General features: G+C 64.9%; 25 protein-coding genes. 3 read left to right on the forward strand and 22 right to left on the reverse strand.

Annotated features, from left to right (window positions below; translation table 11 throughout):
* Positions 1-17: 17 nt before the first annotated feature.
* From KW845_RS28245 to KW845_RS28310, 14 genes are all read right to left on the reverse strand, one after another.
* Positions 18-779 (reverse strand): ABC transporter permease, encoded by a 762-nt coding sequence (locus KW845_RS28245; protein ID WP_218372732.1) that lies wholly within the window; start codon positions 777-779, stop codon positions 18-20.
* The gene (locus KW845_RS28250; protein ID WP_218372733.1) at positions 776-1702 is read right to left on the reverse strand and encodes an ABC transporter ATP-binding protein; all 927 of its coding nucleotides are present in this window, start codon (positions 1700-1702) and stop codon (positions 776-778) included. The genes KW845_RS28245 and KW845_RS28250 overlap by 4 nt, the downstream gene beginning before the upstream one ends.
* A gap of 114 nt (positions 1703-1816) precedes the next feature.
* On the reverse strand, positions 1817-2062 hold the full coding sequence (locus KW845_RS28255) for a hypothetical protein (RefSeq protein WP_218372831.1): 246 nt from the start codon (positions 2060-2062) through the stop codon (positions 1817-1819).
* Between the two features lie 13 nt (positions 2063-2075).
* Positions 2076-2339, reverse strand: coding sequence for a hypothetical protein (locus KW845_RS28260; protein ID WP_255593015.1), 264 nt, complete (start codon positions 2337-2339; stop codon positions 2076-2078).
* A 24-nt stretch (positions 2340-2363) separates the two neighbouring features.
* Positions 2364-3884: a cytochrome c oxidase accessory protein CcoG gene (gene ccoG / locus KW845_RS28265; protein WP_218372734.1), complete on the reverse strand. Its 1521-nt coding sequence runs from the start codon at positions 3882-3884 to the stop codon at positions 2364-2366.
* Between the two features lie 13 nt (positions 3885-3897).
* Positions 3898-4836, reverse strand: coding sequence for a cytochrome-c oxidase, cbb3-type subunit III (gene ccoP / locus KW845_RS28270; protein WP_218372735.1), 939 nt, complete (start codon positions 4834-4836; stop codon positions 3898-3900).
* Entirely contained in the window at positions 4833-5000 is a 168-nt protein-coding gene (locus KW845_RS28275; protein WP_218372736.1) for a CcoQ/FixQ family Cbb3-type cytochrome c oxidase assembly chaperone, read from the reverse strand. The genes ccoP and KW845_RS28275 overlap by 4 nt, the downstream gene beginning before the upstream one ends.
* Before the next feature lie 2 nt (positions 5001-5002).
* A complete protein-coding gene (ccoO, locus tag KW845_RS28280) occupies positions 5003-5695 on the reverse strand; it encodes a cytochrome-c oxidase, cbb3-type subunit II (protein WP_218372737.1) in 693 nt (230 codons plus the stop codon).
* An 11-nt stretch (positions 5696-5706) separates the two neighbouring features.
* Positions 5707-7185 carry a cytochrome-c oxidase, cbb3-type subunit I gene (gene ccoN / locus KW845_RS28285; RefSeq protein WP_218372738.1) on the reverse strand — a complete coding sequence of 493 codons (1479 nt, stop codon included), beginning with the start codon at positions 7183-7185 and terminating at the stop codon, positions 5707-5709.
* 87 nt (positions 7186-7272) lie between these two features.
* The gene (gene ccoS / locus KW845_RS28290; protein WP_218372739.1) at positions 7273-7416 is read right to left on the reverse strand and encodes a cbb3-type cytochrome oxidase assembly protein CcoS; all 144 of its coding nucleotides are present in this window, start codon (positions 7414-7416) and stop codon (positions 7273-7275) included.
* Positions 7413-8396, reverse strand: a complete 984-nt coding sequence (locus KW845_RS28295) for a hypothetical protein (protein ID WP_218372740.1) — start codon at positions 8394-8396, stop codon at positions 7413-7415. The genes ccoS and KW845_RS28295 overlap by 4 nt, the downstream gene beginning before the upstream one ends.
* Before the next feature lie 84 nt (positions 8397-8480).
* Positions 8481-9689 carry a CaiB/BaiF CoA-transferase family protein gene (locus tag KW845_RS28300; RefSeq protein WP_218372741.1) on the reverse strand — a complete coding sequence of 403 codons (1209 nt, stop codon included), beginning with the start codon at positions 9687-9689 and terminating at the stop codon, positions 8481-8483.
* Between the two features lie 38 nt (positions 9690-9727).
* Positions 9728-10597, reverse strand: a complete 870-nt coding sequence (locus tag KW845_RS28305; RefSeq protein ID WP_218372742.1) for a CoA ester lyase — start codon at positions 10595-10597, stop codon at positions 9728-9730.
* A gap of 10 nt (positions 10598-10607) precedes the next feature.
* On the reverse strand, positions 10608-11582 hold the full coding sequence (locus KW845_RS28310) for a tripartite tricarboxylate transporter substrate binding protein (RefSeq protein WP_218372743.1): 975 nt from the start codon (positions 11580-11582) through the stop codon (positions 10608-10610).
* Between the two features lie 135 nt (positions 11583-11717).
* Between KW845_RS28310 and KW845_RS28315 the strand changes: the two genes are divergently transcribed.
* Positions 11718-12596, forward strand: a complete 879-nt coding sequence (locus KW845_RS28315; protein WP_218372744.1) for a LysR family transcriptional regulator — start codon at positions 11718-11720, stop codon at positions 12594-12596.
* Positions 12597-12664: 68 nt separating this feature from the next.
* Here KW845_RS28315 and KW845_RS28320 read toward each other — a convergent pair whose 3' ends face one another.
* On the reverse strand, positions 12665-13564 hold the full coding sequence (locus KW845_RS28320) for a LysR family transcriptional regulator (protein ID WP_218372745.1): 900 nt from the start codon (positions 13562-13564) through the stop codon (positions 12665-12667).
* 87 nt (positions 13565-13651) lie between these two features.
* On the opposite strand from KW845_RS28320, the gene KW845_RS28325 reads away from it, so the two are divergent.
* Positions 13652-14440, forward strand: a complete 789-nt coding sequence (locus KW845_RS28325) for an NAD(P)H-dependent oxidoreductase (RefSeq protein WP_218372746.1) — start codon at positions 13652-13654, stop codon at positions 14438-14440.
* A gap of 97 nt (positions 14441-14537) precedes the next feature.
* On the opposite strand, the gene aceA is transcribed toward KW845_RS28325, so the two are convergent.
* Positions 14538-15863, reverse strand: a complete 1326-nt coding sequence (gene aceA, locus KW845_RS28330) for an isocitrate lyase (RefSeq protein ID WP_218372747.1) — start codon at positions 15861-15863, stop codon at positions 14538-14540.
* A gap of 325 nt (positions 15864-16188) precedes the next feature.
* Between aceA and queF the strand changes: the two genes are divergently transcribed.
* Complete coding sequence (gene queF / locus KW845_RS28335) at positions 16189-17010, forward strand: NADPH-dependent 7-cyano-7-deazaguanine reductase QueF (RefSeq protein WP_218372748.1); 822 nt, start codon at positions 16189-16191, stop codon at positions 17008-17010.
* 21 nt (positions 17011-17031) lie between these two features.
* Here the strand turns inward: queF and KW845_RS28340 are convergent, their stop codons facing one another.
* From KW845_RS28340 to acpS, 6 genes are all read right to left on the reverse strand, one after another.
* Complete coding sequence (locus tag KW845_RS28340; RefSeq protein WP_218372749.1) at positions 17032-18036, reverse strand: cytochrome-c peroxidase; 1005 nt, start codon at positions 18034-18036, stop codon at positions 17032-17034.
* Between the two features lie 143 nt (positions 18037-18179).
* On the reverse strand, positions 18180-19487 hold the full coding sequence (locus KW845_RS28345) for an MFS transporter (protein ID WP_218372750.1): 1308 nt from the start codon (positions 19485-19487) through the stop codon (positions 18180-18182).
* An 80-nt stretch (positions 19488-19567) separates the two neighbouring features.
* The gene (gene pgsA / locus KW845_RS28350; protein ID WP_218372751.1) at positions 19568-20140 is read right to left on the reverse strand and encodes a CDP-diacylglycerol--glycerol-3-phosphate 3-phosphatidyltransferase; all 573 of its coding nucleotides are present in this window, start codon (positions 20138-20140) and stop codon (positions 19568-19570) included.
* 97 nt (positions 20141-20237) lie between these two features.
* Positions 20238-22067, reverse strand: a complete 1830-nt coding sequence (gene uvrC, locus KW845_RS28355) for an excinuclease ABC subunit UvrC (RefSeq protein WP_218372752.1) — start codon at positions 22065-22067, stop codon at positions 20238-20240.
* Positions 22030-23085, reverse strand: coding sequence for a beta-N-acetylhexosaminidase (gene nagZ, locus KW845_RS28360; protein WP_218372753.1), 1056 nt, complete (start codon positions 23083-23085; stop codon positions 22030-22032). The genes uvrC and nagZ overlap by 38 nt, the downstream gene beginning before the upstream one ends.
* A gap of 41 nt (positions 23086-23126) precedes the next feature.
* A complete protein-coding gene (gene acpS, locus KW845_RS28365) occupies positions 23127-23564 on the reverse strand; it encodes a holo-ACP synthase (protein ID WP_370628310.1) in 438 nt (145 codons plus the stop codon).
* Positions 23565-23566: the final 2 nt, after the last annotated feature.

The following is a 23566-nucleotide window of genomic DNA, read 5'->3' on the forward strand; positions in this document are numbered from 1 at the left end:
GCCTCGGTGTGGGCCGGCTAGGTCTTGAGCCGATAGCCCGTTTTGAATATCCAGTGCACGCCCGCCAGGCACGCCACCAGGAACGCCAGGGTCATGCCCAGGCTGATGCCCAGGCTGACGTCCGAGATGCCGAAGAAGCTCCAGCGAAAGCCACTGACCAGGTAGACCACCGGATTGAACAGGGTCACGCCCTGCCAGAACGGTGGCAGCATACTGATGGAATAAAACGTGCCGCCCAGGAAAGTAAGCGGCGTGATGATCATCAGCGGAATAATCTGCAGCTTTTCGAAGCCATCGGCCCAGATGCCGATAATGAAGCCGAACAGGCTGAAGGTCAGCGAGGTCAGCAACAGGAAGCCTATCATCCAGAACGGATGCTGGATCTGGAAATCGACGAACAGCCGCGCCGTTACCAGCGTGATCAACCCCAGGATAATGGACTTGCTGGCCGCCGCCCCCACATAGCCGGTGACGATTTCAAGATAAGAAATCGGCGCCGAATGGATTTCATAGATGGTGCCGGAAAAGCGCGGCATGTAGATGCCGAACGACGCATTGGCCACGCTTTGCGTCAGCAGCGACAGCATGATCATGCCCGGCACGATGAAGGCGCCATAGCTGACGCCTTCGATCTCGACCATGTGCGACCCGATCGCCGAGCCGAACACCACGAAATACAGCGCCGTGGAAACCACCGGCGAGGCCACGCTTTGCATCAGCGTGCGCCAGGCGCGGGCCATTTCGAACAGGTAGATGGCGCGGATGGCATAGAAGTTCATGATTGGGCACTCACCAGGCTGACGAAGATTTCCTCGAGCGAGCTTTCGGACGAACTGAGGTCGGTGAACTCGATGCCGCTTTCGTCCAGCTGGCGCAAGAGGCGCGCGATTTCACCGCCGCCCCGCTCGTTATCGTACGAATAGACCAGCCGGTGGCCTTCATCGGTGAGCTCCAGGCCGTAGCCGGCCAGCACCGCCGGCACGGTGCCCAGCGGCGATTTCAAGGTCAGGGCCAACTGGCGCTTGCCCAGCTTCTTCATCAGTGCGTGTTTTTCCTCGACCAGGATGATCTCGCCCTTGCGGATCACGCCGATGCGATCGGCCATTTCCTGGGCTTCCTCGATGTAGTGGGTGGTCAGGATGATGGTGACGCCGCTTTCGCGCAGGCGCCTCACCATGTCCCACATGCCGCGGCGCAGTTCGACGTCGACGCCCGCGGTCGGTTCGTCCAGGAACAGGATCTGCGGCTCGTGCGCCAGCGCCTTGGCGATCATCACGCGGCGCTTCATGCCGCCCGACAAGGCCATGATGCGCGAGTCTTTCTTGTCCCACAGCGAGAGCTCGCGCAGCACTTTCTCGACATAAGCCGGATTGGCCGGCTTGCCGAACAGGCCACGGCTGAACTTCACGGTATTCCACACGCTTTCAAAAGCGTCGGTGGATATTTCCTGTGGCACCAGGCCAATACGCGCGCGCGCCGCCCGGAACTCGGTCACGATATCGTGGCCGTCGGCAAGCACCTTGCCCTGCCCAGGGTTGACGATGCCGCAGATGATGCTGATCAGGGTGGTCTTGCCGGCCCCATTGGGGCCCAGCAGGGCGAAGATCTCGCCGCGGTGTATATCCAGGTTGATGTTCTTCAAGGCCTGGTGTCCCGACGCATATGTCTTGGACAAGCCTTGTACGGAAATGACGGGCTGCACGCGGACCTCGGTATGGCGGTGAAGGAACCGATTTTACTTGGTCGGCCCATAAGCATCGTTCCGCTGGCACCACAACAGTATTTCGCTGCCGGACGCGCCCGGCCCGCCATGTATCTAGAACGACGGGCCTTCGGTGTCCGGAGCGGCGCGCGGCGCCATCCAGGCGGTCAGCGCGCTGGACAAGGCCGCGATCAGCCACAGCACGAAGAACGACACCGTGTAGAAACCGATACGGCCAGGCTGCCAGCGGCCCAGCAACGGTACGTCCAGCGGGTCGACCAGGGCGAAGATCAGCCCGCAGCCCGCCGCGGCCGCCAGGAACGCGGGCCACAGGATCACCATCAGCAGGCGCCAGCGCATCGAGGGTTCCATGTCAGGGCTGCGCTGGCACCGCCGGGCTCGCGGCAGCGGTGTCCGGCGCCGCGACCGGCGCGCCGCCGGCGGGTGGCGCCTGCGGCGCACGCTCGACCACCAGCCCCCGCTTGATGGCCCCTTCGACGATGGGCTGGTCGGCAAAACGCGTCACGGCAAGGTAAATGGTGATGATGCAGCCCAGGATGGCCAGCAGCGGCCCGGTCATCAGGAACCAGGGCCAGGGTTCGCGATACCAGGCGTTGGGTGCTTTGGAAGTCGTCATGCGTAGGCTCCTGCGGGTCAAGGGTCAGTCAGGCATGTAAAAGCTGGAGGCCTCGTCGCGTGCCAGCACGCGGCCGTCGGCACCATGGGCGCGGGCCTGCACCACGATGGGATGCGAACCCGGCCCGGCAGCCTCGGCCGGCACCCGGATCACCACGGGCACCAGCTTGTTGGCATAAGGCTCCAGCGCGATTTCCTGGTCGTGCTGGCGCTCGACATGCACGTCCAGGCCAGGCAGGCCGGTGGCCTGCAATTGCAGCACCATGGCGGATCCGGAGGTATTGATGAGCTGCAGCCGGTAGACGTTTTCGATCAAGCCGCCCGAGGCTTCGCGCGCCAGGATGCCGCGGTCGCGGATCACATCGACCCGCAGCGGATTGCGCAAGGCCAGTGTCGCCACGAAGGCCGTCGCCAATGCCAGGATGACGCCGCCATAGACCAGCACGCGTGGGCGCAGCAGCCGCGCCCGCGCCTGGCGCGCCGGCCAGCCCTGCTCTACCGCGTGCTGCGACGCATAGCGGATCAGGCCGGCCGGATACTGCATCTTGCCCATGACCTGGTCGCAGGCATCGATGCAGGCGCCGCAGCCTATGCACATGTACTGCAGCCCGTCACGGATGTCGATGCCCGTGGGGCATACCTGCACGCACAGGCTGCAATCGACGCAATCGCCCAGCCCGGCGGCCTTGTAGTCGGCCTTGCGCGAGCGGCCGCCACGCGGCTCGCCGCGCCCCTTGTCGTAGGTGACCACGAAGGTGTCCGGATCGACCATGACGCTTTGGAAGCGCGCGTACGGGCACATGTACTTGCACACCGATTCGCGCATGAAGCCGGCATTGCCCCAGGTGGCGAAGCCGTAGAACAGCATCCAGAACCACTGCCACGGGCCCAGTTGCAGGGCCAGCAGGTCCAGGCCCAGGCCGCGGATGGGCGCGAAGTAGCCGATGAAGCTGTAGCCCGTCCACCAGGCAACGAGGATCCACAGCGCGTGCTTGGCCAGCTTCAGGCGCAATTTGCGCGGCGTCCAGGACGCCTCGTCCAGGCGGATCCGCGCCAGGCGATCGCCTTCGACCTTGCGCTCGATCCACATGAAGATCTCGGTATATACCGTTTGCGGACAGGCGTAGCCGCAGAACAGGCGCCCGGCCACCGCCGTGAACAGGAACAGCGCCAAGGCCGAGATCACCAGCAACACGGCCAGGTAGACCACGTCTTGCGGCCACAGCACCAGGCCGAACAAGTAGAACTTGCGCGCTCCCAGGTCGAACAGCACGGCCTGCCGGCCGTTCCACTGTAGCCATGGCAGGCCGTAGAACACCAGTTGCGTCAGGAATACGAGCACGATGCGCCAGCGGGCGAACACGCCGCTGACCGAGCGCGGGTAGATCTTGCCGCGTACCTCGGCCAAGGTCTGTTCCAGCATTTCCACGGCCGCGCCGGGCCGGGCCGCAGGCTGCTGCGGGCGCCACGCGGGCGTCCCGCCGTCTGCATCGCCCGATCCGGAGGCCTTGGGCTTGGACCGTCCAGAGGGTTCAGGCTGTTGCATTACTGCTTTACCCCTAATGCGGCGCGTTGGCGTTTGCCGCTGGCGTCGGGTTCGACAGCCCCCATACCCAGGCCGTCAGGATCTTGATCTGCTCGGGTGTCAGCACCGCATCGTGCGCGGGCATGCGGTTGTCGCGCCCTTCGAGAATGGTTTGCACAATGGTGGCTTCGGAACTGCCGTACAGCCAGGTGCCATCGGTAAGGTTGGGCGCGCCCAGGGCCTGGTTGCCCTTGCCATCAACGCCATGGCAGGCCACACAGTAGGTTTCGTAGGTACGCTGGCCTCGGAACACCTTGAGCGGATCGGCCGCCAGGTTCGACAGCGAACGCACATAGTGCGCCGCATCGCTGGCAGCGGCGGGCTCGATGGAGCCTTTCCAGGGCGGCATGATGCCGTGGCGCCCCTGCGTGATGGTTTGCTCGATGGTCTCGGGCGCGCCGCCGTACATCCAGTCGCCGTCGGTAAGGTTGGGAAAGCTGCGCGCGCCCCGGGCATCGGAACCATGGCACTGGGCGCACGTATTCAGGAACAGGCGTTCGCCGATCTGGCGCGCAGCCGGATCGGCCGCGATCTCGGGCGCCGTCATGCCGGCGTAGCGGGCATAGACCGGCTTGACCTGCTCGGCCAGTTGCGCCTGGTGGCGACGCACTTCGTCTGCCGTGGTGTAGCCCAGCACGCCCTGGAACATGCCCAGGCCGGGCATCAGTACCAGATATCCCAGCGCGAACAGGCACAGCAACAGGTACATCCAGGTCCACCAGCGGGGCACGGGATTGTTCAGTTCGGTAAGGTCTTCGTCCCAGACATGGCCGGTGTCGTCGACCGGCGCGCCCGACGGCCGGATACCCAGCCAGCGCCGCTGCGCGAACAGCAGCCACAAGCACCAGGCAATGCCGCCCAGCGCGATGAAGGCAATGAAATAGCCGAAGAAAGCGTGGCTGAAATCGTTCATGGCCGCGTTGCTCCTTGTGCGGGTCCGTTTTCATCGGGCAGCGCGAACGGCAGCATGGCCGATTCGTGGTTGGCGCGCTGCCGGCCGCGCGAACAGGCCCACCAGACGATGCCCAGGAAGGTGGCCATCGAGACGGCCGTCATGATTCCGTTGATGATCTGCATGGTCAGTTTCCTTGTACGGGCGCACCCTGCCCGGCCGCCTGCCGGGCTTGTTCGGCCTCGGCCTGGCGAGCCTGGCGCAGCCCTACGCCCAGACCCTGCAGGTAGGCGACCAGCGCGTCTTCTTCGGTCTTGCCGGCGATGTCTTGCGGTGCGGCCTGGATTTCGGCGTCGGTATAGGGCACGCCCAGGGTGTGCAGCGCCCGCATGCGAGCTTGCACGTTCTGGCCATCGAGTGCGGCACGCTGCAGCCAGGGGTACGAAGGCATGTTCGATTCGGGCACCACCAGGCGCGGGTCGCGCAGGTGGATGCGGTGCCATTCGTCGGAATAGCGTTCGCCCACGCGCGCCAGGTCGGGGCCGGTGCGCTTGGAACCCCACAGGAACGGGTAGTCGAACACCGATTCGGCGGCTTCCGAGTACGGGCCGTAGCGCTGCACTTCAGCCTGCAGCATGCGCACCTGCTGCGAATGACAGCCCAGGCAGCCCTCGCGGATGTAGACGTCGCGGCCCATCAGGCGCAAGGCGCTGTAGGGTTCGATGCCAGGCGCGGCCTGGGTGGTGGAATGCTGGAAGAAAAGCGGGATGATCTGTACCAGCCCCGCGAACGACACCACCAGGATGCTGGCGATGATCATCCAGCCGATGTTCGTTTCCAGCGTATGGTGCGAGAAAAAACCGTGTTGCTTGTTGGCCATGGAAAACCTCGTCAGGCAATGGCGGGCGTGGCAATGGCGGCCGCGCGGACTTGGGGCTCGCTGGTGGGAATGACCGGGTCGACGGCGCGCTGGCCGCGCAGCGTCATCCAGACGTTCCAGGCCATGATGAACACGCCTGACAAATACATTGCGCCACCCACGAACCGGATCACGTAGTAAGGCAGGCGCGTCTTGAGCTCTTCGACGAAGCTGTAGACCAGCGTGCCGTCGGAGGCGGTGTCGCGCCACATCAGGCCTTGCTGCACGCCGGCGATCCACATGGCGGCGATGTACAGCACCACCCCGATGGTGGCCACCCAGAAATGCAGCTCGACGGCCTTCATGCTGTGCATGGTGGTACGGCCGTACAGGCGCGGGATCAGGTAGTACAGCGAACCGAAGGTGATCATGGCCACCCAGCCCAGCGCGCCGGAGTGCACGTGGCCGACCGTCCAGTCGGTGTAGTGCGACAGCGCATTGACCGTGCGGATCGACATCATCGAGCCTTCGAAGGTGGACATGCCGTAGAACGACAGCGCGGTGACCATGAACTTCAGGATGGGGTCGGTGCGCAGGCGATGCCAGGCACCCTGCAGTGTCATGATGCCGTTGATCATGCCCCCCCACGACGGCGCCAGCAGGATCAGCGAAAACGCCATCCCCAGCGATTGGGTCCAGTCGGGCAGCGAGGTGTACAGCAAGTGGTGCGGCCCGGCCCACATGTAGGTGAAGGCCAGCGCCCAGAAGTGCACGATGGACAGGCGGTAGGAATAGATGGGCCGGCCGGCCTGCTTGGGCACGAAGTAGTACATCATGCCCAGGAAGCTGGTGGTCAGGAAGAAGCCCACCGCATTGTGGCCGTACCACCATTGCACCATGGCATCTTGCACGCCGGCATAGGCCGAGTACGATTTCCACAACGACACCGGGATTTCGATGTTGTTGAAGATGTGCAGGATGGCAATGGTGAGAATGTACGAACCGAAGAACCAGTTGGCTACATAGATATGGCGCACGCGGCGCCGCACGATGGTGCCGAAGAACACCACGGCGTAGGCCACCCACACCAGCGTGATGAGGATGTCGATGGGCCATTCGAGCTCGGCGTATTCTTTGCTGCTGGTGTAGCCCAGCGGCAGCGTGATGGCGGCGCCCACGATGACGGCCTGCCAGCCCCAGAAGGTGAAGGCGGCCAGCTTGTCGCTGAACAGCCGCGCCTGACAGGTGCGCTGCACGACGTAGTACGAGGTGGCGAACAGGCCGCTGCCACCGAAGGCGAAGATCACCGCATTGGTATGCAGGGGCCGCAGCCGGCCATAACCGAGCCAGGGAATGTCGAAATTGAGCTGGGGCCAGATAAGCTGCGCGGCGATCAATACGCCCACAGCCATGCCCACAATGCCCCAAACCACCGTCATGACAGCAAACTGCCTCACGACTTTGTAGTTGAACGTGTTTTGTCGATCGGCAGTTGTACTGCTATCAAACATGGTCTGTCCCCCAGTTGATACGGAGGTTGAATGATCGGCCGATGCGCGTTCGATTGTCTTGATTTCGGTCAAAAAATAGGACGAATCCTATGTGTCTGAATCGCGAAGAATGGAACTTCCGGCATCTTCGGTATCGTCGAACTGGCCGTTGAATACGGCCCAGCCCAGGGCCAGCGCGATGGCCAGCACGAACAGCATCGACAGCGGCAGCAGCAGGTACAGGATGTTCATGGCACGACCGAAACCGTTACGGCCGCGCAACCGACCGCGGCCAGCGCGCGGTAGCGGCGGTACAAATGCCAGGCGCAACCGGCCACCGCCAGCGACGACAGCAGCATGGTGGTTGCCGCCAGCCATGGCGCCACCCAGCCCGCCAGCGCCAGCGGCGTCAACAGCAGGTGCCAGGCCAGCGACCCGTACAGGCTTATGCCGGCAACGCGGCGCGTTGCTGCCAGCAGTGCGCGAAACTGCTGCGCATCAAGGCCCGGCTGCGCGGCGGCATGAGCGGCCGCCAGCGTAGTGGGCACCGCCATCGCCATGGCACAGGGACAACTGATGACCAGCAGCGCGACCATGACCGGCACCGCGTGGGCGGGGTCGAGCCAGGCCCAGACTGCCGCGGCCGCCAGCGCCAGGGCTACCTGGGCCGCAACGAAGCGGGCCGCCACGCGGTCGGCCGAAGCGCCCAGTGCACGGCGGCGGATTTCCAGGCGGGCGTGGCGCCAGGCCTGCACACGGCCGTGGCGCGGCGCCACCGATTGGCGCGCGCACAGCGCCAGGTAGCGGGCGGTAAGCAGGAACGCCACGAACATGGTGACCGAATCGAAGTAGACTTCGCCGCGCTGGGTCACGGTGGCGTGGACGCTGGGCAGGAAGGCCGCGACGATGCCCAGGGCCACGGGTACGTCCATGCCCGCCTGGCGGCGGTGCAGGCTGCGCGCCGCGCCCTGCCAGACCGGCCAGGCCGAGTACAGCGCCACCGGCAGGGTCAGGGCCAGGCTGGCCCAGTTCATGAGCACGATGGCCCAGTCGAGCGTGGCCAGGGCGTCGGGGGGGATGCCGTCGTGGCGCACATAGCCGGGCCAGGCGAACATCATGACCTGCATCATGGCCAGCCAGGCCCAGCCCAGGCGCAACAAGGCGTGGCGCCGCAGCTGCCGATCGGCGTGGGACAGGCCGGGCGGCACGGAGAAGATTGACGTAGCGGGCATGCGCCCGATCGTAGCCACCGGACGCATGGAACGGCTTGATAAAAATCAAGCCAACTAAAAGACCAGACCGATCTACGGGTACGGCTAAAGCACCGCCCGACGCGCGCGCAAGGCGGCGATCTGCTCGGCCGACAGTTCCAGTTCGGCCAGCACATTATCCGAATGCTGGCCGAAGGTGGGCGCGGCAAACGGTACCGGCCCCGGTGTGCGGCCATATTTGATGGGCTGCGTGAAGCCGCGGTAGCGGCCGACGACCGGATGCTGGTAATCGGCCACCATGCCTTCGGCCTGCACCTGGGGAAAATCGAACATGTCTTCGATGGTGCGCACTGCCGCGCACGGCACCTCTTCGCCGAATAGGGCTTCCCATTCGAGTGCGCTGCGGGCTTGCAGCGCCGCGTGCAGGCGCGGCACGATCTCGGCGCGATGCTGGGCGCGCTTGCGCACGGAATCGTAGCGGCTGTCGGCGGCCAGTTCGGCCAGGCCGGTCTTGGCGCACAGCGCGGCCCAGAAATGCGGCGTGTTGGCCGAAATGTACAGCCAGCCCTGGCGCGTGGGATGCAGGCCGGTAATACCGCCGGACCGCATATCGCGCCCGACCTCGCGCGGCTCGTGCTCGGCCCAGACCATGCGGGCCGACTGCAGCGTCAGGGCGCTGCGCAACAACGACACCCCCACGTACTGGCCCTGCCCGCTGCGCTCGCGCTCGTACAGGGCAGAAGCCACGCCCGAGGCCACCAGGGCCGAGGCGTAATAGTCGACCACCGAACCGTACAGGATCTCGGGCGGCCCTTCCGGCTTGCCCTGCAGGGCACACATGCCGGTCATGCTCTGCAGCACCTGGTCGTAGCCGGCCTTGTCTTTCAGCGGGCCGGTCTCGCCGTAACCGGTAACGGCGCAATACACCAGGCGCGGGTTGATCTCTTGCAGTTGCTCGTAGGCAATGCCCAGGCGTGCCGGCACGCTGGGACGGAAGTTGTGCACCAGCACGTCGGCGCGGCGGGCCAGTTCACGCAGCACCTGCTGTGCATCGGACTGTTTCAGGTCGAGTGCCACCCCGCGCTTGCTGCGGTTCACGCCCAGGAAGGCGCGGCTTTCGGTTTCAAGCGTAGACGGATATTTGCGCAGATTGTCGCCCGCGGGCGGCTCGATCTTGATCACGTCGGCGCCCTGGTCGGCCAACAAGGCGCAGCCATAGGGGCCGGCGATGTAGGCGCTGAGATCCAGCACCCGCACGCCATGCAGCGGGCCACGGCCCGCGGGAGTATCGGCAATGGTGGCAGAAGAAGTCATGAATCAGTCCAACTGGGCGGCGCACCGGGCGCCGCGGCTTAGCGGGGCAGCAGCCCCAGGCGGGCGGCAGTCTGCACGATGGCCTCGGCGCGGCGCACGAACGGGGCATCGACCATCTTGCCATCGACCACGTAGGCCCCCACGCCCTGGGCATCGGCATCGCGGGCCGCCTCGATCACGCGCACGGCATGCGCGATTTCTTCGTCGGTGGGACGAAAAACTGCATTGGCCAACGGCACCTGGCTGGGGTGGATGCAGCTCTTGCCCAGGAACCCCAGGCGACGCGCCAGGGCGGCCTCGGCCTGGAATCCTTCGGTATCGCGGATGTCGGCAAATGCGGAGTCGTAGGCAAAGACCCCGGCTTCTGCCGCGGCCAGGCGCAAGGTGAACATGGCCTGCTGCACGGCCGCGGGTTCGCGCCTGGCGATACCCGCGGGTTCGAACAGATCGCCCAGCCCCAGTTGCAGGCCGGCGACCCTAGGGTCGGCAGCGGCCAGGTCGGCCGCCTGGCGCAGCGCGCGCGGCGATTCGATATTGAGCAACAGGCGCACGGGGCGCGTCACGCCGTTGGCGCGCTCGGCCTGGGCCAGCTCGCGCGCGGCTTCGCGCACCTGCCCGGCCTCTTCGGCCTTGGGCAAGTTCAGCAAGTGCAGGCCTTCTTGCACCACGGCGTGCAAATCGGCCTTGAAATGGGCGGTATCCAGGGCATTGACGCGCACGATCAGGGTCTTGCCGCTGTCGCGCGCCAAGGGCGCGGCCAGCCACTGGCCCAACTGCTGGCGCGCATCGTCTTTGCGTTCGGCCGCGACCGAATCTTCCAGGTCGAACGACAGCGCATCGGCCGGACCGGCCAGCGCCTTCGCGTACAGTTCCGGCCGCGAAGCCGGGACGAACAGTTTGCTTCTCATGGCGATCACGTCATTCAATGGTGATGTTGCGGTCTTGGGCAACCTGCTTCCACTTGGCGGCATCGGCGCGGACTTGCTCGGCGAACTGGGCGGGGTCGAGGTCGACCGGTACGGCGCTTTCGTTGGCGAACATCTCGCGCATCTGGGGCTCGGACACGATAGCGCGAACCGCGGCATTGAGCTGGCGCACAATAGGCTCGGGCGTGGCGGCCGGCGCCAGCAGACCCCACCATAGTTCGACGGAATAGCCCGGCTGGGCTTCGCCCACGGTGGGCACGTCGGGATAGAACTGCGAGCGCTCGGGCGACGTCACGGCCATGACCCGCAGCCGGTCGCCCTTGAGCAACGAGGCCGCCGAGGCAAAGCTGGCCACGACAAAATCGACACGGCCGCCAGCCAGGTCGTTCAGCGCCTGCGACATCCCCTTGTACGGCACATGCGTAAACGAGGTCTGTGCGCCGCCGGCCAGGATCTCGGCGGCCATCTGGTTCACCGACCCCAGCCCGGCACTGCCATAGTTGAGCTTGCCCGGCTCTTTGCTTCCCACTGTCAACAAGTCGGGCAGGCTGGCATATTTGCTGTCTTTGGCCACTACCAGTGCCATCGGGCTCTTGGCCAGCATGGCTACCGGCGCGAAGCTGCGCACCACGTCATATTTGATATTGGGTTGTACCGCCGCGCTGGTGGTCAGCGACGATGACGACAGCATCAGCACAGAGCCATCGGGGGTGGCCCGCGCCACGTAATCGGCGCCTATCGTGCCGCCGGCGCCGGGCCGGTTTTCGACAATGACCGACGACGGCAACTTGGCCGACAGTTTTTCGGCCAGCACCCGTGCGAAGACGTCATTGCTGCCCCCGGGCGGGAACGGCACCACGATGGTGATCGCCTCGGGAATCGAGGCGCCGGGTTGGGCGGCGCAGGCAGGCAAGGCGGCCGATGCGCCGGCCAGCAGCGCAAGACCAGCGAAAGCAGCTTTGATCATGTGAGTTGTCTCCGGATTATGGCCCGCCGCACTGTGTGCGGCAGCGATTCTGTCTTGGATTGGAACCGTAGATGCTAGGCCAGCCATCCGATGATATAAAGCGAGGATTGCTAAAACACTACGTGAGAATTTCTCATGAAGATCGAGTCCTTTCGCACGCTGAACGCGGTATTGCGGGGCGGCAGTTTCGCCGCGGCGGCGGCCGACATGAACCTGTCGCCCAGCGCGGTCAGCCTGCAGATGAAGCAGATGGAGCAGTACTTCGGCCAGCCCCTGTTCGATCGGTCGGCATTGCAGGCGCGGCCCAATGCGTTGGCCGCGGAAGTCGACGCCGTACTTTGCGAGGCGCTGTCCAAGCTGGATGCGCTGCGCCGCCGCAACTCTCCGGCAGTGGCCGGCATGGTGCGCCTGGGTACCATCGAGCCGCTGCAGGTGACGTTGCTGCCGCCGCTGCTGCGCTGGGTGCGCGAACACCATCCCCTGCTGGACGTGCGGCTGGTACGCGGGCGGGTAACCGACCTGGTCGAAAAACTGAAGACCGGCGAGATTGATGCCGCCATCATCGTGCAGCCTGAATCCGGGGGGTCTCGGCGCCTGTCGTGGACCCCCCTGTTTCGCGAACCGCTGGTGGCCATTGCCCCACCCGACGCTACCGGCGAAACGCTGGCCGAGCTGCTGCACCGGTACGAGTGGATACGCTTTGACAAAAGCACCGTCGGCGGCCGGCTGGCGGCGCGCTACGTGGCCCGCCATGCCCCGCATGCGCGCTGTCGCATCGACCTGCAGTCGCTGGCCGCGTTGACGGCGTTGGTGTCGGAAGGATTGGGGGTATCGGTGTTGCCCGACCCCGGGCAGCACGTGTATGCCGTGCACCCCGTGCGGGTGCTGTTGCTGGGCAGGCACGGCCCGGCGCGGCAGGTTTCGTTCGTATGCCGCCAGCCCGACCAGGAAAACCGCCTGGTGCTGGCGCTGCTGTCGGGGGCCCGGGCGGCGCACGCCCGGCGGCAGGCCTGAAAAAATACCTGCCCAAATGCTGCGCCTGAGCGGCAACGAAATGCCCCCATTGGATGAACTATCCAGGGCTACTTTACTGACTTGGCAATATGTTCGCGCAGCCACTGATGCGCCGGGTCACGATGAATTCGCTCATGCCACAGCATGAGCATCTCGAAGCCCGGAACGTCTATGGGCGGCTCGGTCACCTGCAACATGGCGTTCCCGCGCGCCAACCGGGCAGGCACCATCGCGACCAAGTCGGTGCTGGCCAGCACCGCACCCAGGAACAGGAAGTGCGGCACTGACAGGGCGACTCGTCGCGTCAGCCCCAGCTTGGCCAATTCCCTATCCGTCACGCCATGAAAACCGCTGCCATCCGGCGACACGACCGCATGGTCGAGTTTGCAGAATTGCGCCAGCGTCGGGCGACGCTTCAGGCGCGGATGGCCGACGCGTCCGGCCAGCACATAGCGTTCCGTGAACATTGGACGACGGCGCAGATTCATCGGCGCTTCGGCGCTGATGTGAAAGGCGAGGTCGATGTCGCCCTGTTCCGCCTGGCGTGCCAGTGCCGGCGGGGTCAATTCCAGGATTGCCAATCGCGTTCCCGGCGCCGAGGTCCGCAAACCGGCCAGAGCCGGCAGCACGATCGTGGATTCGCCGTAGTCCGACGCCGCTACGCGCCAAGTCTGATCGGCCTGTGCCGGATCGAAGGGGCTGGACGGGGCGACCGCCTGTTCCAGCGCTTTGAGCGCGTTGCGTAGCGGCTTCCGCAGTTCATCGGCACGTGTGGTGGGCCGCATGCCGCGCGGACCGGGCAGCAGTAGCGGATTGCCGAAGATCTCTCGCAGCTTGGCAAGCTGCACGCTAACAGTAGGTTGCGACAGATGCAGGCGTTCGGCCACGCGGGTCACGTTGTGCTCGGCCAGCAAGGCGTCGAGCGTGACCAGAAGATTCAAGTCGATCCTTCTCAAGGCATTGTTCATTATAATACCTGAAATTCTGGAAATTCATTTCCAATATATCTCAGGCGATCCTATCGTGCCATCTACTTACTGATGGAGCGCCATGCCATGAATGTCCTGCTCGTCTACGCCCACCCCGAGCCGCGATCCCTGAACGGCTCGCTCAGGGACTTCTGCGTGCAACGCCTGGAGCGCAACGGCCATGCGGTTCGGGTATCCGACTTGTACGCCATGTACTGGAAAACCGCATTGGATGCTCATGACAACACTGCGCACGAGCCGGGTACGCGCTTCGATGCCTCGCTGGACTCGATGCGGGCGTTCGAGAACGGCACCCAGGGCGCGGACATCACGCGCGAGCAGGATAAGCTGCGCTGGGCCGACGCCGTCATTCTGCAGTTCCCGCTGTGGTGGTATTCGATGCCAGCCATTCTCAAGGGTTGGATCGACCGTGTGTATGCCTGCGGCTTCGCTTATGGCGTGGGCGAGCACTCCGACACGCACTGGGGTGACCGCTTTGGCGAAGGCGTGATGGCTGGCAAGCGCGCCATGCTGGTGGTGACGACGGGCGGCTGGGCCTCGCACTACGCGCCACGCGGCATCAACGGCCCGATCGACGATCTTCTGTTCCCCATCCAGCACGGCATCCTGTTCTACCCGGGCTTTGACGTGCTGCCGCCGCATGTGATCTATCGCAGCGGCAAGATCGATGATGTGGGGTTTGAGCAGGCCTGCGGGGCGCTGGGGCAACGGCTGGACGATCTCTGGACAACGGCGCCCATTCCATTCCGCAGGCAGAACGCTGGAGACTATCTCATTCCGGAATTGACGCTACGGCCCGAGATCGAGCCGGGAAAACCCGGCTTCGACATCCATATCGGGCTGGATCAATCCTGATCAATGCAAAAAAAGGGATGCCCGCAGGCATCCCGAAACCACCCTACTACAGCAACTGCTTGATGGCGCCGGGCATGCCGCCTCGGGCGCCGGTGAATCAGGCGACCCGCACCTTTGAGGGCTCGCCATGCTCGAACTGCGCCTCTTCGGTGGAACCGGTCAGGGCCGTGGTGGACGACTGCCCGCCCTCGATGGCCTGCGTGACGGCATCGAAATAGCCCGTGCCCACTTCGCGCTGGTGCTTGACCGCGGTAAAGCCCAGTTCGGCGGCGGCGAATTCTTTCTGCTGCAGCTCGACGAAGGCGCTCATCTGGCGGCGCGCATAGCCGTGCGCCAATTCGAACATGCCGTAGTTCAGCGCATGGAAACCGGCCAGCGTGATGAACTGGAACTTGTAGCCCATGGCGCCCAGCTCGCGCTGGAACTTGGCCACGGTGGCGTCGTCCAGATTCTTCTTCCAGTTGAACGAGGGCGAGCAGTTATAGGCCAGCAGCTTGCCGGGGAACTGGCGATGGATGGCCTCGGCAAATTTGCGCGCATATTCCAGGTTGGGCGTCGAGGTTTCGCACCAGATCAGGTCGGCATACGGCGCATAGGCCAGGCCGCGCGAGATGGCCTGGTCTATGCCGGCCTTGGTGCGGAAGAAGCCTTCGACAGTGCGTTCGCCCGTGATGAAGGGAAGATCGTTTTCGTCGACGTCGCTGGTGACCAGGTCGGCCGCGTCGGCATCGGTACGGGCCAGCAGCACGGTGGGCGTGCCCATGACGTCGGCCGCCAGGCGCGCCGACACCAGCTTGGCCACGGCCTCGCGAGTGGGCACCAGCACCTTGCCGCCCATGTGGCCGCACTTCTTCACCGAGGCAAGCTGGTCTTCGAAGTGCACGCCGGCCGCGCCCGCCTCGATCATGGCCTTCATGAGCTCGAAGGCATTGAGCACGCCGCCGAACCCCGCCTCGGCATCGGCCACGATAGGTGCGTAGTAATCGATGTAGCCCTCATCGCCCGGGTTCCTGCCTTCCATCCATTGGATCTGGTCGCAGCGCGACAGGGCATTGTTGATGCGGCGAACCACCTGCGGCACCGAGTTGGCCGGATACAGCGACTGGTCGGGGTACATCTCGCCGGCCAGGTTGGCGTCGCCCGCCACTTGCCAGCCGGACAGGTAGATGGCCTTCAGGCCCGCCTTGACTTGTTGCATGGCCTGGTTGCCAGTCAGCGCCCCCAGTGAATTGACGAATGGCTCGCTGTGCATCAATTCCCACAGCCGGGCAGCGCCACGGCGCGCCAGTGTGTGCTCGACAGCCACCGAGCCGCGCAGGCGAATGACGTCTTCGGCGCTATAGGCACGCTTGATGCCCTGCCACCGGGTGTCCTCGGCCCAGCTCTTCTGCAGATTGCGGATTTCGGTTTCGCGGTTGCTCATGAAATGCTCCTGGTTGGTAAGGAAAAGACTAAGAATCTGTGGCTGGCGCGATGTCGCCTCGTTGGATAAAAGTCTATGCCTGTGCTGCAGGGCAATGTGGAACCATCTCTTATATAAGACTTAAAATTTTTCTATTTATATTCATATAGTTATGAAATGATTTTCATATTATGAAAACAATTCGCCCGCTGTGAAATGGCGTGACGCTGCTGTGCAGCAGCGGCTTTCATATGGCGGCCCGTCCTTTCCACGATATGGAATATTCACCCGGCCGCAGGCCCTACAATGCGAGTCTTCCCGATCGTTGCTCTCGATGTCCCCGTCCATGTCTTTGCCGAATGCCCCGCTGGGCCAGAATGTCGCCTATCCGGCGCACTACGATCCCAGCCTGCTGTTTCCCATTGCGCGCGCCCACAACCGGGCCAGCCTGAACCTGTCCGGGCCCCTGCCCTTCGCGGGCGTGGATGTCTGGAATGCGTATGAATTGTCATGGCTGGATCCCAAGGGCAAGCCGCAGGTCGCCATGGCCACCATCACCGTGCCGGCCGACAGCCCCAACATCATCGAATCGAAGTCGTTCAAGCTGTACCTGAACTCGTTCAACCAGACGCGCCTGGAAGGCGCGCCGGTGCTAGCCGAGCGGTTGACAGCAGATTTGTCGGCCGCGGCGGGCGCGACGGTAGGCGTGGATGTGATATTGCCGACGCGTTTTGGCGCGCTGGCCATGGCCGAACTGGACGGCGAATACCTGGACGAGCTGGATGTCGAGATCGACACCTATACGCCCGATGCCGGCCTGCTGCGCTGCGCGCAGGGCGAACCGGTATCCGAGACGCTGGCATCGCGGCTGTTGAAATCGAACTGCCCGGTGACGGGACAGCCCGACTGGGCCAGCGTGCAGATCCGCTATTGCGGCCGCCCGCTGGACCGGCCGGCGCTGCTGCGCTATCTGGTGTCGTTTCGCGAGCATGCCGAATTCCATGAGCATTGCGTGGAACGCATCTACACCGACATCATGGCAGCCTGCCAGCCGCAGCACTTGACGGTGTATGCCCGCTATACGCGGCGCGGCGGCCTGGACATCAACCCCTGGCGCAGCAACACGGCTGCGTCCGCGCCGCCCGACCTGCGCACGGCGCGGCAATGACGGCGCGCCGCTTGCCTGGGTTCAGTTCGCAAAGGGCACGGGGCGCGGCGTGCCGTCGGCCGAAGGCGGCAGCAGCGGCAACTGGACAGCAGGCTGGTCGCCGGTAAGCGTCTTCAGGAAGGCCACGATCTGGCCGTTTTCTTCCGGCGTGAAGGTGCGGCCCAGTTGCAGGCGCCCCATGACGTCGACAGCCTGGGCCAGGGTATCGGCCGCACCGTCATGAAAGTACGGATACGTGAGCTCGACGTTGCGCAAGGTGGGTACCTTGAACATGAAGCGGTCGGCATCATCGCCCGTGACGCCGGCCCGGCCTTCGGCCGGGTGGGCGGTTTCGTAGGGTGTGATCAGGCCCATTTTCTGGAACGAATTGCCGCCCGCGGCAGCCCCGTTATGGCAAGCCACGCAACCACTGTTCTTGAACAGCTTGTAGCCGGCCAGTTCTTTTACTGTCAGGGCCTTTTGATCGCCGCGCAGCCATAGGTCGAAGCGCGAATTGGGCGTGACCAGAATTTCTTCGAATGCGGCCAGCGCGTCGGTGACCTTGTCGATGGTGATGGTGCCGGCACCAAACACCTGCTTGAATTCGGCCTGGTAGCCGGGAATGGAGTTCAGCACCTGGATGGCCAGCTCGTGCGACGAGGCCATTTCGGCCGGGTTGGCAATCGGGCCGCCGGCCTGTTCGCGCAGGTCTTTTGCGCGGCCGTCCCAGAACTGCACGAAGTTCAGGCTGGAATTGAGTACCGTGGGCGAATTGATATCGCCTTGTTGCCAGTTGTGGCCGATGGAGGCCTTCAGGTTGTCGGACCCGCCCCGGCTGAGGTTGTGGCAGGAATTACAGGATATGAATCCGGAACGCGACAATCGGGGTTCGAAGAACAGCTTCTTGCCTAGCTGGACCTTGGCGGGGTCGCTGATGACAGCGGGCTCGATGGGTTGTATGGGTTCTTGTTGCTGCGCGCAAACCTGTTGCGTCCAGAAACCCGTGGCCAAGGCAACGGCCCAAACAATGCGCGACGTATTGATCATGTTGCAATCCTGTCTAATAGCCTTTCGGCAGGCAGGGTTATTACAACGAAATGGTGCGCCGCCAGCCTTGCGCGGCGTCAAGACGTCAGGTCACTGTCAGCTTGGTGGCCTAGTTAGGCCTTGCAAGCCTGAGCCAGCGGGCCTTACTTCTGGGTGCTGTAGCCGCTGGCGGATGCGGGAGCCGCGGCTGACGCCCGAGCCTGCACGGCAATCCACTGGGCCAGCAATGCCGCCACGGCGAAAGCCAGCCCGGCGCCCACCCAGGGGCCCTGGTTGATGCCGGCATCCAGCAACAGGCCGAAGGTCAGCGGCCCCAGGGCCGAGCCCACGTCCATGCCGGAATACACCAATCCATAGACCGAGCCGGTAGATCCCTTGGGTGTCACCCGCCGGATCAGCATGTCGCGCGAAGGGGCTGCCACGCCGGAACAAAACCCGGCCAGGCCGACGACCGCGGCCGCCAGGCCGGCGGGTACCAGGCCCAGCGCCAGCACCACCAGCGTCAGGCCGGCCAAGATCAGGGCAACCGTTACCGTACGCTCGGTGCGGGGGGTAGCCGATACCAGGAAGCCCCCCGCCGCCATGCCCAGGGCCGACGCCACCATGTAGCCCGACAAGGCAGAACTGGCGGCAACCTTGGACAGGTCGTAGAGCTGGCCCAGCAGCGGGATGGTGTAGTTCTGCACTGACGACAGGGCAATCGAAGTGCAGGCAAAGAACAGGAAAGCGCCCCACAGCGCGGGCTTGGACAACAGCGTGGACAAGGTGGCCAGCACGCCCTCTTGGGGCGGGGTGGCGGCGGGTGGTTCGGCGGCCTTGCGCTGGGCCGGGTCTGCCACCGCGGCCGGGCCGCCCAGCAGGTTGCGCCCCAGGATGGTCAGCAACAGCACCAGCGCCACCAGGCCGGCGGCACTGAAGGCAGCCACGCGCCAGTCGGCCAGCAAGGTAATGGACGTAATGAATACGGGGGTCAGGGCCCAGCCCAGGTTGCCCGTCAATCCGTGCGTGCTGAAGGCATGCCCCAGGCGCGGCGCGCTGACGCGGTGGTTCATGATGGAATAGTCGGCCGGGTGGAAGACCGAATTGCCGATACCGCCCACCACGGCCGCCAGCAGCAGCATGGCGTAGCCGTTGGCCGAGCCGATCAGCACGCCGGACAGCACGAAACTGGCCAGGCCGAACCACAGCACCGGCCGCGCGCCGACGCGGTCCACCACGAAACCCGAGGAAGCCTGGCCGACACCCGACACCACATAGAAAGTGGAAACCAGCAAGCCCAAGCGCGCGAAATCCAGGTCGAACGTCGTGCCCAACGAGACATACAGCGAAGGCAGGACAAGTTGGAAGAAATGCGACGAAGCGTGCGCAACGCCGATCAGCAGGATGGTGAGCCAGTCTCGGCGGCGAAGGTCGGCACAATCCAGCGTGGCGGTGTCTGCGGCAGAAGGCATGTCAGCAATGGCCCGGAGGGCAATGAAAAGCGCGGGCGCTGCGGGCCCGCGTGGGTTCTATAGTGTAGGTACGCGCCGGCCTATTGGGACTTCTCGCGGATGGCGGGCCAGGCGCGCTGCAGGTAATACAACATCGACCATACCGTGAGCACGGCCGCAATGATGATCAGCGCATCGCCCAGCAGCCGGCTGGACATCCCGAACAGCGGCTGGTTGTACAACAGGCACGGTATGGCGATCATCTGGGCGGCGGTCTTGAACTTGCCCAGGCGGTGCACCGCCACGCTGGCGCTGGCACCGATCTTGGCCATCCATTCGCGCAGCGCCGAAATGGTGATTTCGCGGCCGATGATGATCAGCGAAATGAAGGCATCGACCCGCCCCAGGTCGAGCAGCACGATCAGGGCGGCGCAGACCATGAGCTTGTCGGCTACCGGGTCGAGGAAGGCGCCGAAGGCCGAAGTCTGGTTCCAGCGGCGTGCCAGCCAGCCGTCGAACCAGTCGGTCAGGGCAGCGATGATGAAGGCCCAGGCGGCCAGGGTATCGCGGGCAGGCTCGGCCATCCAGGTATTGGGAATGTAGAACAGCCCCACTACCATCGGGATCATGGCAATGCGCAGCCACGTCAGGATAATAGGCACGTTGATAGGCATAATGAACGTATGCTACATCACCGGCGGAAAAAGCGTCCCCCAGGAGACGCTCTTGACGAGGGCGACCCGACAGTAAAAGACGCAACAAAAAACCCCATCAGCCCCGCAGCGCCTCGTAAATGCGCTCGGCCAGGTCGTGCGAAATGCCCTCGACCGAGGCCAGGTCTTCGATACTGGCCGAGGCCACCCCCGAGAATCCGCCAAAACGCGCCAACAGCCTCTGGCGGCGGCGCGCCCCGACGCCTTCGATTTCTTCCAGGCGCGACACATTGCGAGCCTTGGCGCGGCGCGCGCGCATGCCGGTGATGGCAAAACGGTGGGCTTCGTCGCGTATCTGGGCGATCAGCATCAGGGCGGCCGATTCGCCGCCCAGCGCCACCGGCGGGCGTTCGTCGGCAAATACCAGGGTTTCCAGGCCGACCTTGCGCCCTTCCCCCTTGGCCACCCCGACCAGGGTCTGAATATCCAGGCCCAACTCGGCGAATACTTGCCGCGCCACCTCGACCTGGCCTTTGCCGCCATCGATGAGTACCAGCCCGGGCATGGGCGCCTCGCCGTCGGCCACTTTGCCGAAGCGCCGCGTCAGTACTTGCCGCATGGCTGCGTAGTCGTCGCCCGGCGTGATGCCGGCGATGTTGTAGCGCCGGTATTGCGACGGCTGCATGTCATGGTGCATGAACACTACACAGGATGCCTGGGTTGCCTCGCCGGCGGTGTGGCTGATGTCGAAACACTCGATGCGCAAGGCGTCGAGCGCCGTATCGTCGGTATCCAGGTCGAGCGCCTCGGCCAGTGCCAGCGTGCGGGCGGCGCGGGCACCCGATTCGGTCAAGGCGCGGGCCAGCGCCATTTCGGCATTCTTGGCGGCCTGCTCGAGCCAGGCCCTGCGCACGCCCTGGGGCCGGGTCAGCACGCGCGCCGGCCGGGTCTTGGCCTGTTCGGCCAGCAGCGCCAGCAGGCCAGCATCGGGCAAGGCGTGGCTGCACACCAGCACGGGCGGCAGCGGATTATCGGTGTAGTGCTGGGCAATGAAGGCCTCGAGCACCTGCGGGGCCTCCTGGCCATCGACATGCACCGGAAAGAACGGCTTGTCGCCCAGGTGCCGGCCCGCGCGCACCATGGCCAGGTTCACGCAGGTCTTGCCGCCGGCCGATGCCACCACAATGATGTCGGTGTCTTCGCCGCCCACGTCTTCCATGGTTTGCTGGTGCAGCACGCGCGCCAGCGAACCCATCTGGTCGCGCAGTGCCGCGGCCTGCTCGAAGCGCAAATCGCCCGAGGCCTGCAACATGCGCTGCTCGATCTCGCCCATGACCTCGCGCGCCTCGCCGTTCAGGAAGCGCGCGGCGCGGTCGACATCGCGCGCGTAGTCGTCGGCCTCGATGGCGCCCACGCACGGCGCCGAGCAGCGGCCGATCTGGTGCAGCAGGCAAGGCCGCGAACGGTTGGCGAATACCGTGTCTTCGCAGGTGCGCAGGCGAAAGACCTTCTGCAGGATCTGGATGGTCTCGCGCACTGCCCAGGCGTTGGGAAACGGCCCGAAGAACTGGCCGCGCTTGTTGGTGGCCCCCCGGTAATAGGCGATGCGCGGCCAGGCATGGCCGGTGATCCACAGATAGGGATACGACTTGTCGTCGCGAAACAGGATGTTGTAGCGCGGCCGCAGGCTCTTGATCAGGTTGTTTTCAAGCAGCAGCGCCTCGGCCTCGGAGCGCGTGACCGTGACCTCGACACGCGCCACCTTCGCCACCATCTGGGCGATGCGCGGGCTGGCCAGGTTCTTCTGGAAGTATGACGAGACGCGCTTTTTCAGGTCGCGCGCCTTGCCGACATACATGACGTCGCCGCCGGCATCTACATGACGGTAGACGCCGGGCAGGTGCGGCAGGTCAGCCAGGAATGATTTGAGATTGAAGTCGTCGGGCATGCTGGTAACGATTCTCGGCCTGCAGGGTATCCCAGTCGGGCGCGGTGAAACGCGGCATCAGGCGGCGGATACGGGCAACAGACTCGGGGGCGTGCGCTTCATCCAGGCGCGCCAGCAATTCGTCGGCCAGGTCGGGACGATTGCATACCAGCACCATGTCGCACCCCGCGCCCAGCGCGGCCTGCGCGCGTGCCAGGATGTCGCCGGCCACCGCCGCGCCTTCCATGGTGAGGTCGTCGGAAAACACCACGCCGTCGTAGCCGAGCTGGCCGCGCAAGATGTCTTGCACCCAGCGCCGCGAAAACCCGGCCGGCTGCTTGTCGACCTTGGGGTAGATGACGTGGGCGGGCATCACGGCCGGCAGCACGGCATCGCCCAGCCAGGCATAGGGCGCGGCGTCGTCTTTCAGGATGCGTTCGAGCGTGCGCGGATCGACCGGGATCTCGTGGTGCGAATCGGCGCCCACGAAACCGTGTCCGGGAAAATGCTTGCCGCAAGCGGCCATGCCGGCCTGCGCCAGGCCCTGGGCCAGGGCCCGCGCCAGCATGGCCACGACGCGCGGGTCGCGATGGAAGGCGCGATTGCCGATGACCTTGCTGACGCTGTAGTCCAGGTCGAGCACGGGCGTGAAGCTGAGATCGACGCCGCAGGCGCGCAGCTCGGCCGCCAGCACATAGCCGGCGTCGGTGGCCAGGCGCATGGCGGTAAGCGGGTCGCGGTCCCAGGCTTTGCCCAGCTCTTGCATGGCGGGCAGCGCCGTGAAGCCGTCGTCGCGAAAGCGCTGCACCCGGCCGCCCTCGTGGTCGACCGCGATCAGCAGGGGCACGCCGCGCGCGCGGTGAATCTTGCGCGTCAGCGCGCACAGTTGGCGGCGATTTTCGAAGTTGCGCGCGAACAGGATGACGCCACCCACCAGCGGATGCCGCAGGCGGCGCTTCTCTTCTTTGGTCAGGGTGGTGCCGGCCACGTCGACCATGACTGGGCCGGGTGGCAGCGGGGCTTTGCTTTTCTTGGCCATACGGACTTGTCCTTTGATATCCGGGTAAAGACGAACCGGCCTCAGGGCTTGCGCTCGACCACCACATAGGCGGCAGCCAGGTCGGATTCGTCGGTAATGGAGACATGGGCGGCGCCGAAGCGCGGTTCGTACCATTCGAGCAGGCTGGGCGCGATCACCAGCACCGGGCGCCCACCCGGGGCATTGAGCGTTTGCACGCGCGTCCAGGTCATGGGCATGCGCATGCCCAGGCCGATGGCCTTGGAAAACGCTTCCTTGGCCGCAAAGCGCGTGGCCAGGAAGCGCACGCCACGGGCCGCGTCGCGGGCACGGCGCGCATGGAATTTCTGCAGCTCTTCGGGGCCCAGGACTTTCTCGGCGAAGCGGTCGCCGTGGCGCGCCAGCGCGCGTTCGACGCGATCGATTCGCAGCAGATCCATGCCTATGCCGGCAATGCCGCCGGATGGCATGGGGGGCGAAATAACGGGCGTATCAGACATCG

The sequence above is a fragment of the Bordetella sp. BOR01 genome (genome assembly GCF_019218885.1).
Classification (GTDB): domain Bacteria; phylum Pseudomonadota; class Gammaproteobacteria; order Burkholderiales; family Burkholderiaceae_B; genus Bordetella_A.

Excerpts from the sequence above, each read along its gene's own strand:
- KW845_RS28245 (WP_218372732.1), bottom strand. The coding sequence starts at position 779 with ATGAACTTCTATGCCATCCGCGCCATCTACCTGTTCGAAATGGCCCGC.
- KW845_RS28255 (WP_218372831.1), bottom strand. The coding sequence starts at position 2,062 with ATGCGCTGGCGCCTGCTGATGGTGATCCTGTGGCCCGCGTTCCTGGCG.
- KW845_RS28260 (WP_255593015.1), bottom strand. The coding sequence starts at position 2,339 with ATGACGACTTCCAAAGCACCCAACGCCTGGTATCGCGAACCCTGGCCC.
- ccoG (WP_218372734.1), bottom strand. The coding sequence starts at position 3,884 with ATGCAACAGCCTGAACCCTCTGGACGGTCCAAGCCCAAGGCCTCCGGA.
- ccoP (WP_218372735.1), bottom strand. The coding sequence starts at position 4,836 with ATGAACGATTTCAGCCACGCTTTCTTCGGCTATTTCATTGCCTTCATC.
- KW845_RS28275 (WP_218372736.1), bottom strand. The coding sequence starts at position 5,000 with ATGCAGATCATCAACGGAATCATGACGGCCGTCTCGATGGCCACCTTC.
- ccoO (WP_218372737.1), bottom strand. The coding sequence starts at position 5,695 with ATGGCCAACAAGCAACACGGTTTTTTCTCGCACCATACGCTGGAAACG.
- ccoN (WP_218372738.1), bottom strand. The coding sequence starts at position 7,185 with ATGTTTGATAGCAGTACAACTGCCGATCGACAAAACACGTTCAACTAC.
- ccoS (WP_218372739.1), bottom strand. The coding sequence starts at position 7,416 with ATGAACATCCTGTACCTGCTGCTGCCGCTGTCGATGCTGTTCGTGCTG.
- KW845_RS28295 (WP_218372740.1), bottom strand. The coding sequence starts at position 8,396 with ATGCCCGCTACGTCAATCTTCTCCGTGCCGCCCGGCCTGTCCCACGCC.
- KW845_RS28300 (WP_218372741.1), bottom strand. The coding sequence starts at position 9,689 with ATGACTTCTTCTGCCACCATTGCCGATACTCCCGCGGGCCGTGGCCCG.
- KW845_RS28305 (WP_218372742.1), bottom strand. The coding sequence starts at position 10,597 with ATGAGAAGCAAACTGTTCGTCCCGGCTTCGCGGCCGGAACTGTACGCG.
- KW845_RS28310 (WP_218372743.1), bottom strand. The coding sequence starts at position 11,582 with ATGATCAAAGCTGCTTTCGCTGGTCTTGCGCTGCTGGCCGGCGCATCG.
- KW845_RS28315 (WP_218372744.1), top strand. The coding sequence starts at position 11,718 with ATGAAGATCGAGTCCTTTCGCACGCTGAACGCGGTATTGCGGGGCGGC.
- KW845_RS28320 (WP_218372745.1), bottom strand. The coding sequence starts at position 13,564 with ATGAACAATGCCTTGAGAAGGATCGACTTGAATCTTCTGGTCACGCTC.
- KW845_RS28325 (WP_218372746.1), top strand. The coding sequence starts at position 13,652 with ATGAATGTCCTGCTCGTCTACGCCCACCCCGAGCCGCGATCCCTGAAC.
- aceA (WP_218372747.1), bottom strand. The coding sequence starts at position 15,863 with ATGAGCAACCGCGAAACCGAAATCCGCAATCTGCAGAAGAGCTGGGCC.
- queF (WP_218372748.1), top strand. The coding sequence starts at position 16,189 with ATGTCTTTGCCGAATGCCCCGCTGGGCCAGAATGTCGCCTATCCGGCG.
- KW845_RS28340 (WP_218372749.1), bottom strand. The coding sequence starts at position 18,036 with ATGATCAATACGTCGCGCATTGTTTGGGCCGTTGCCTTGGCCACGGGT.
- KW845_RS28345 (WP_218372750.1), bottom strand. The coding sequence starts at position 19,487 with ATGCCTTCTGCCGCAGACACCGCCACGCTGGATTGTGCCGACCTTCGC.
- pgsA (WP_218372751.1), bottom strand. The coding sequence starts at position 20,140 with ATGCCTATCAACGTGCCTATTATCCTGACGTGGCTGCGCATTGCCATG.
- uvrC (WP_218372752.1), bottom strand. The coding sequence starts at position 22,067 with ATGCCCGACGACTTCAATCTCAAATCATTCCTGGCTGACCTGCCGCAC.
- nagZ (WP_218372753.1), bottom strand. The coding sequence starts at position 23,085 with ATGGCCAAGAAAAGCAAAGCCCCGCTGCCACCCGGCCCAGTCATGGTC.
- acpS (WP_370628310.1), bottom strand. The coding sequence starts at position 23,564 with ATGTCTGATACGCCCGTTATTTCGCCCCCCATGCCATCCGGCGGCATT.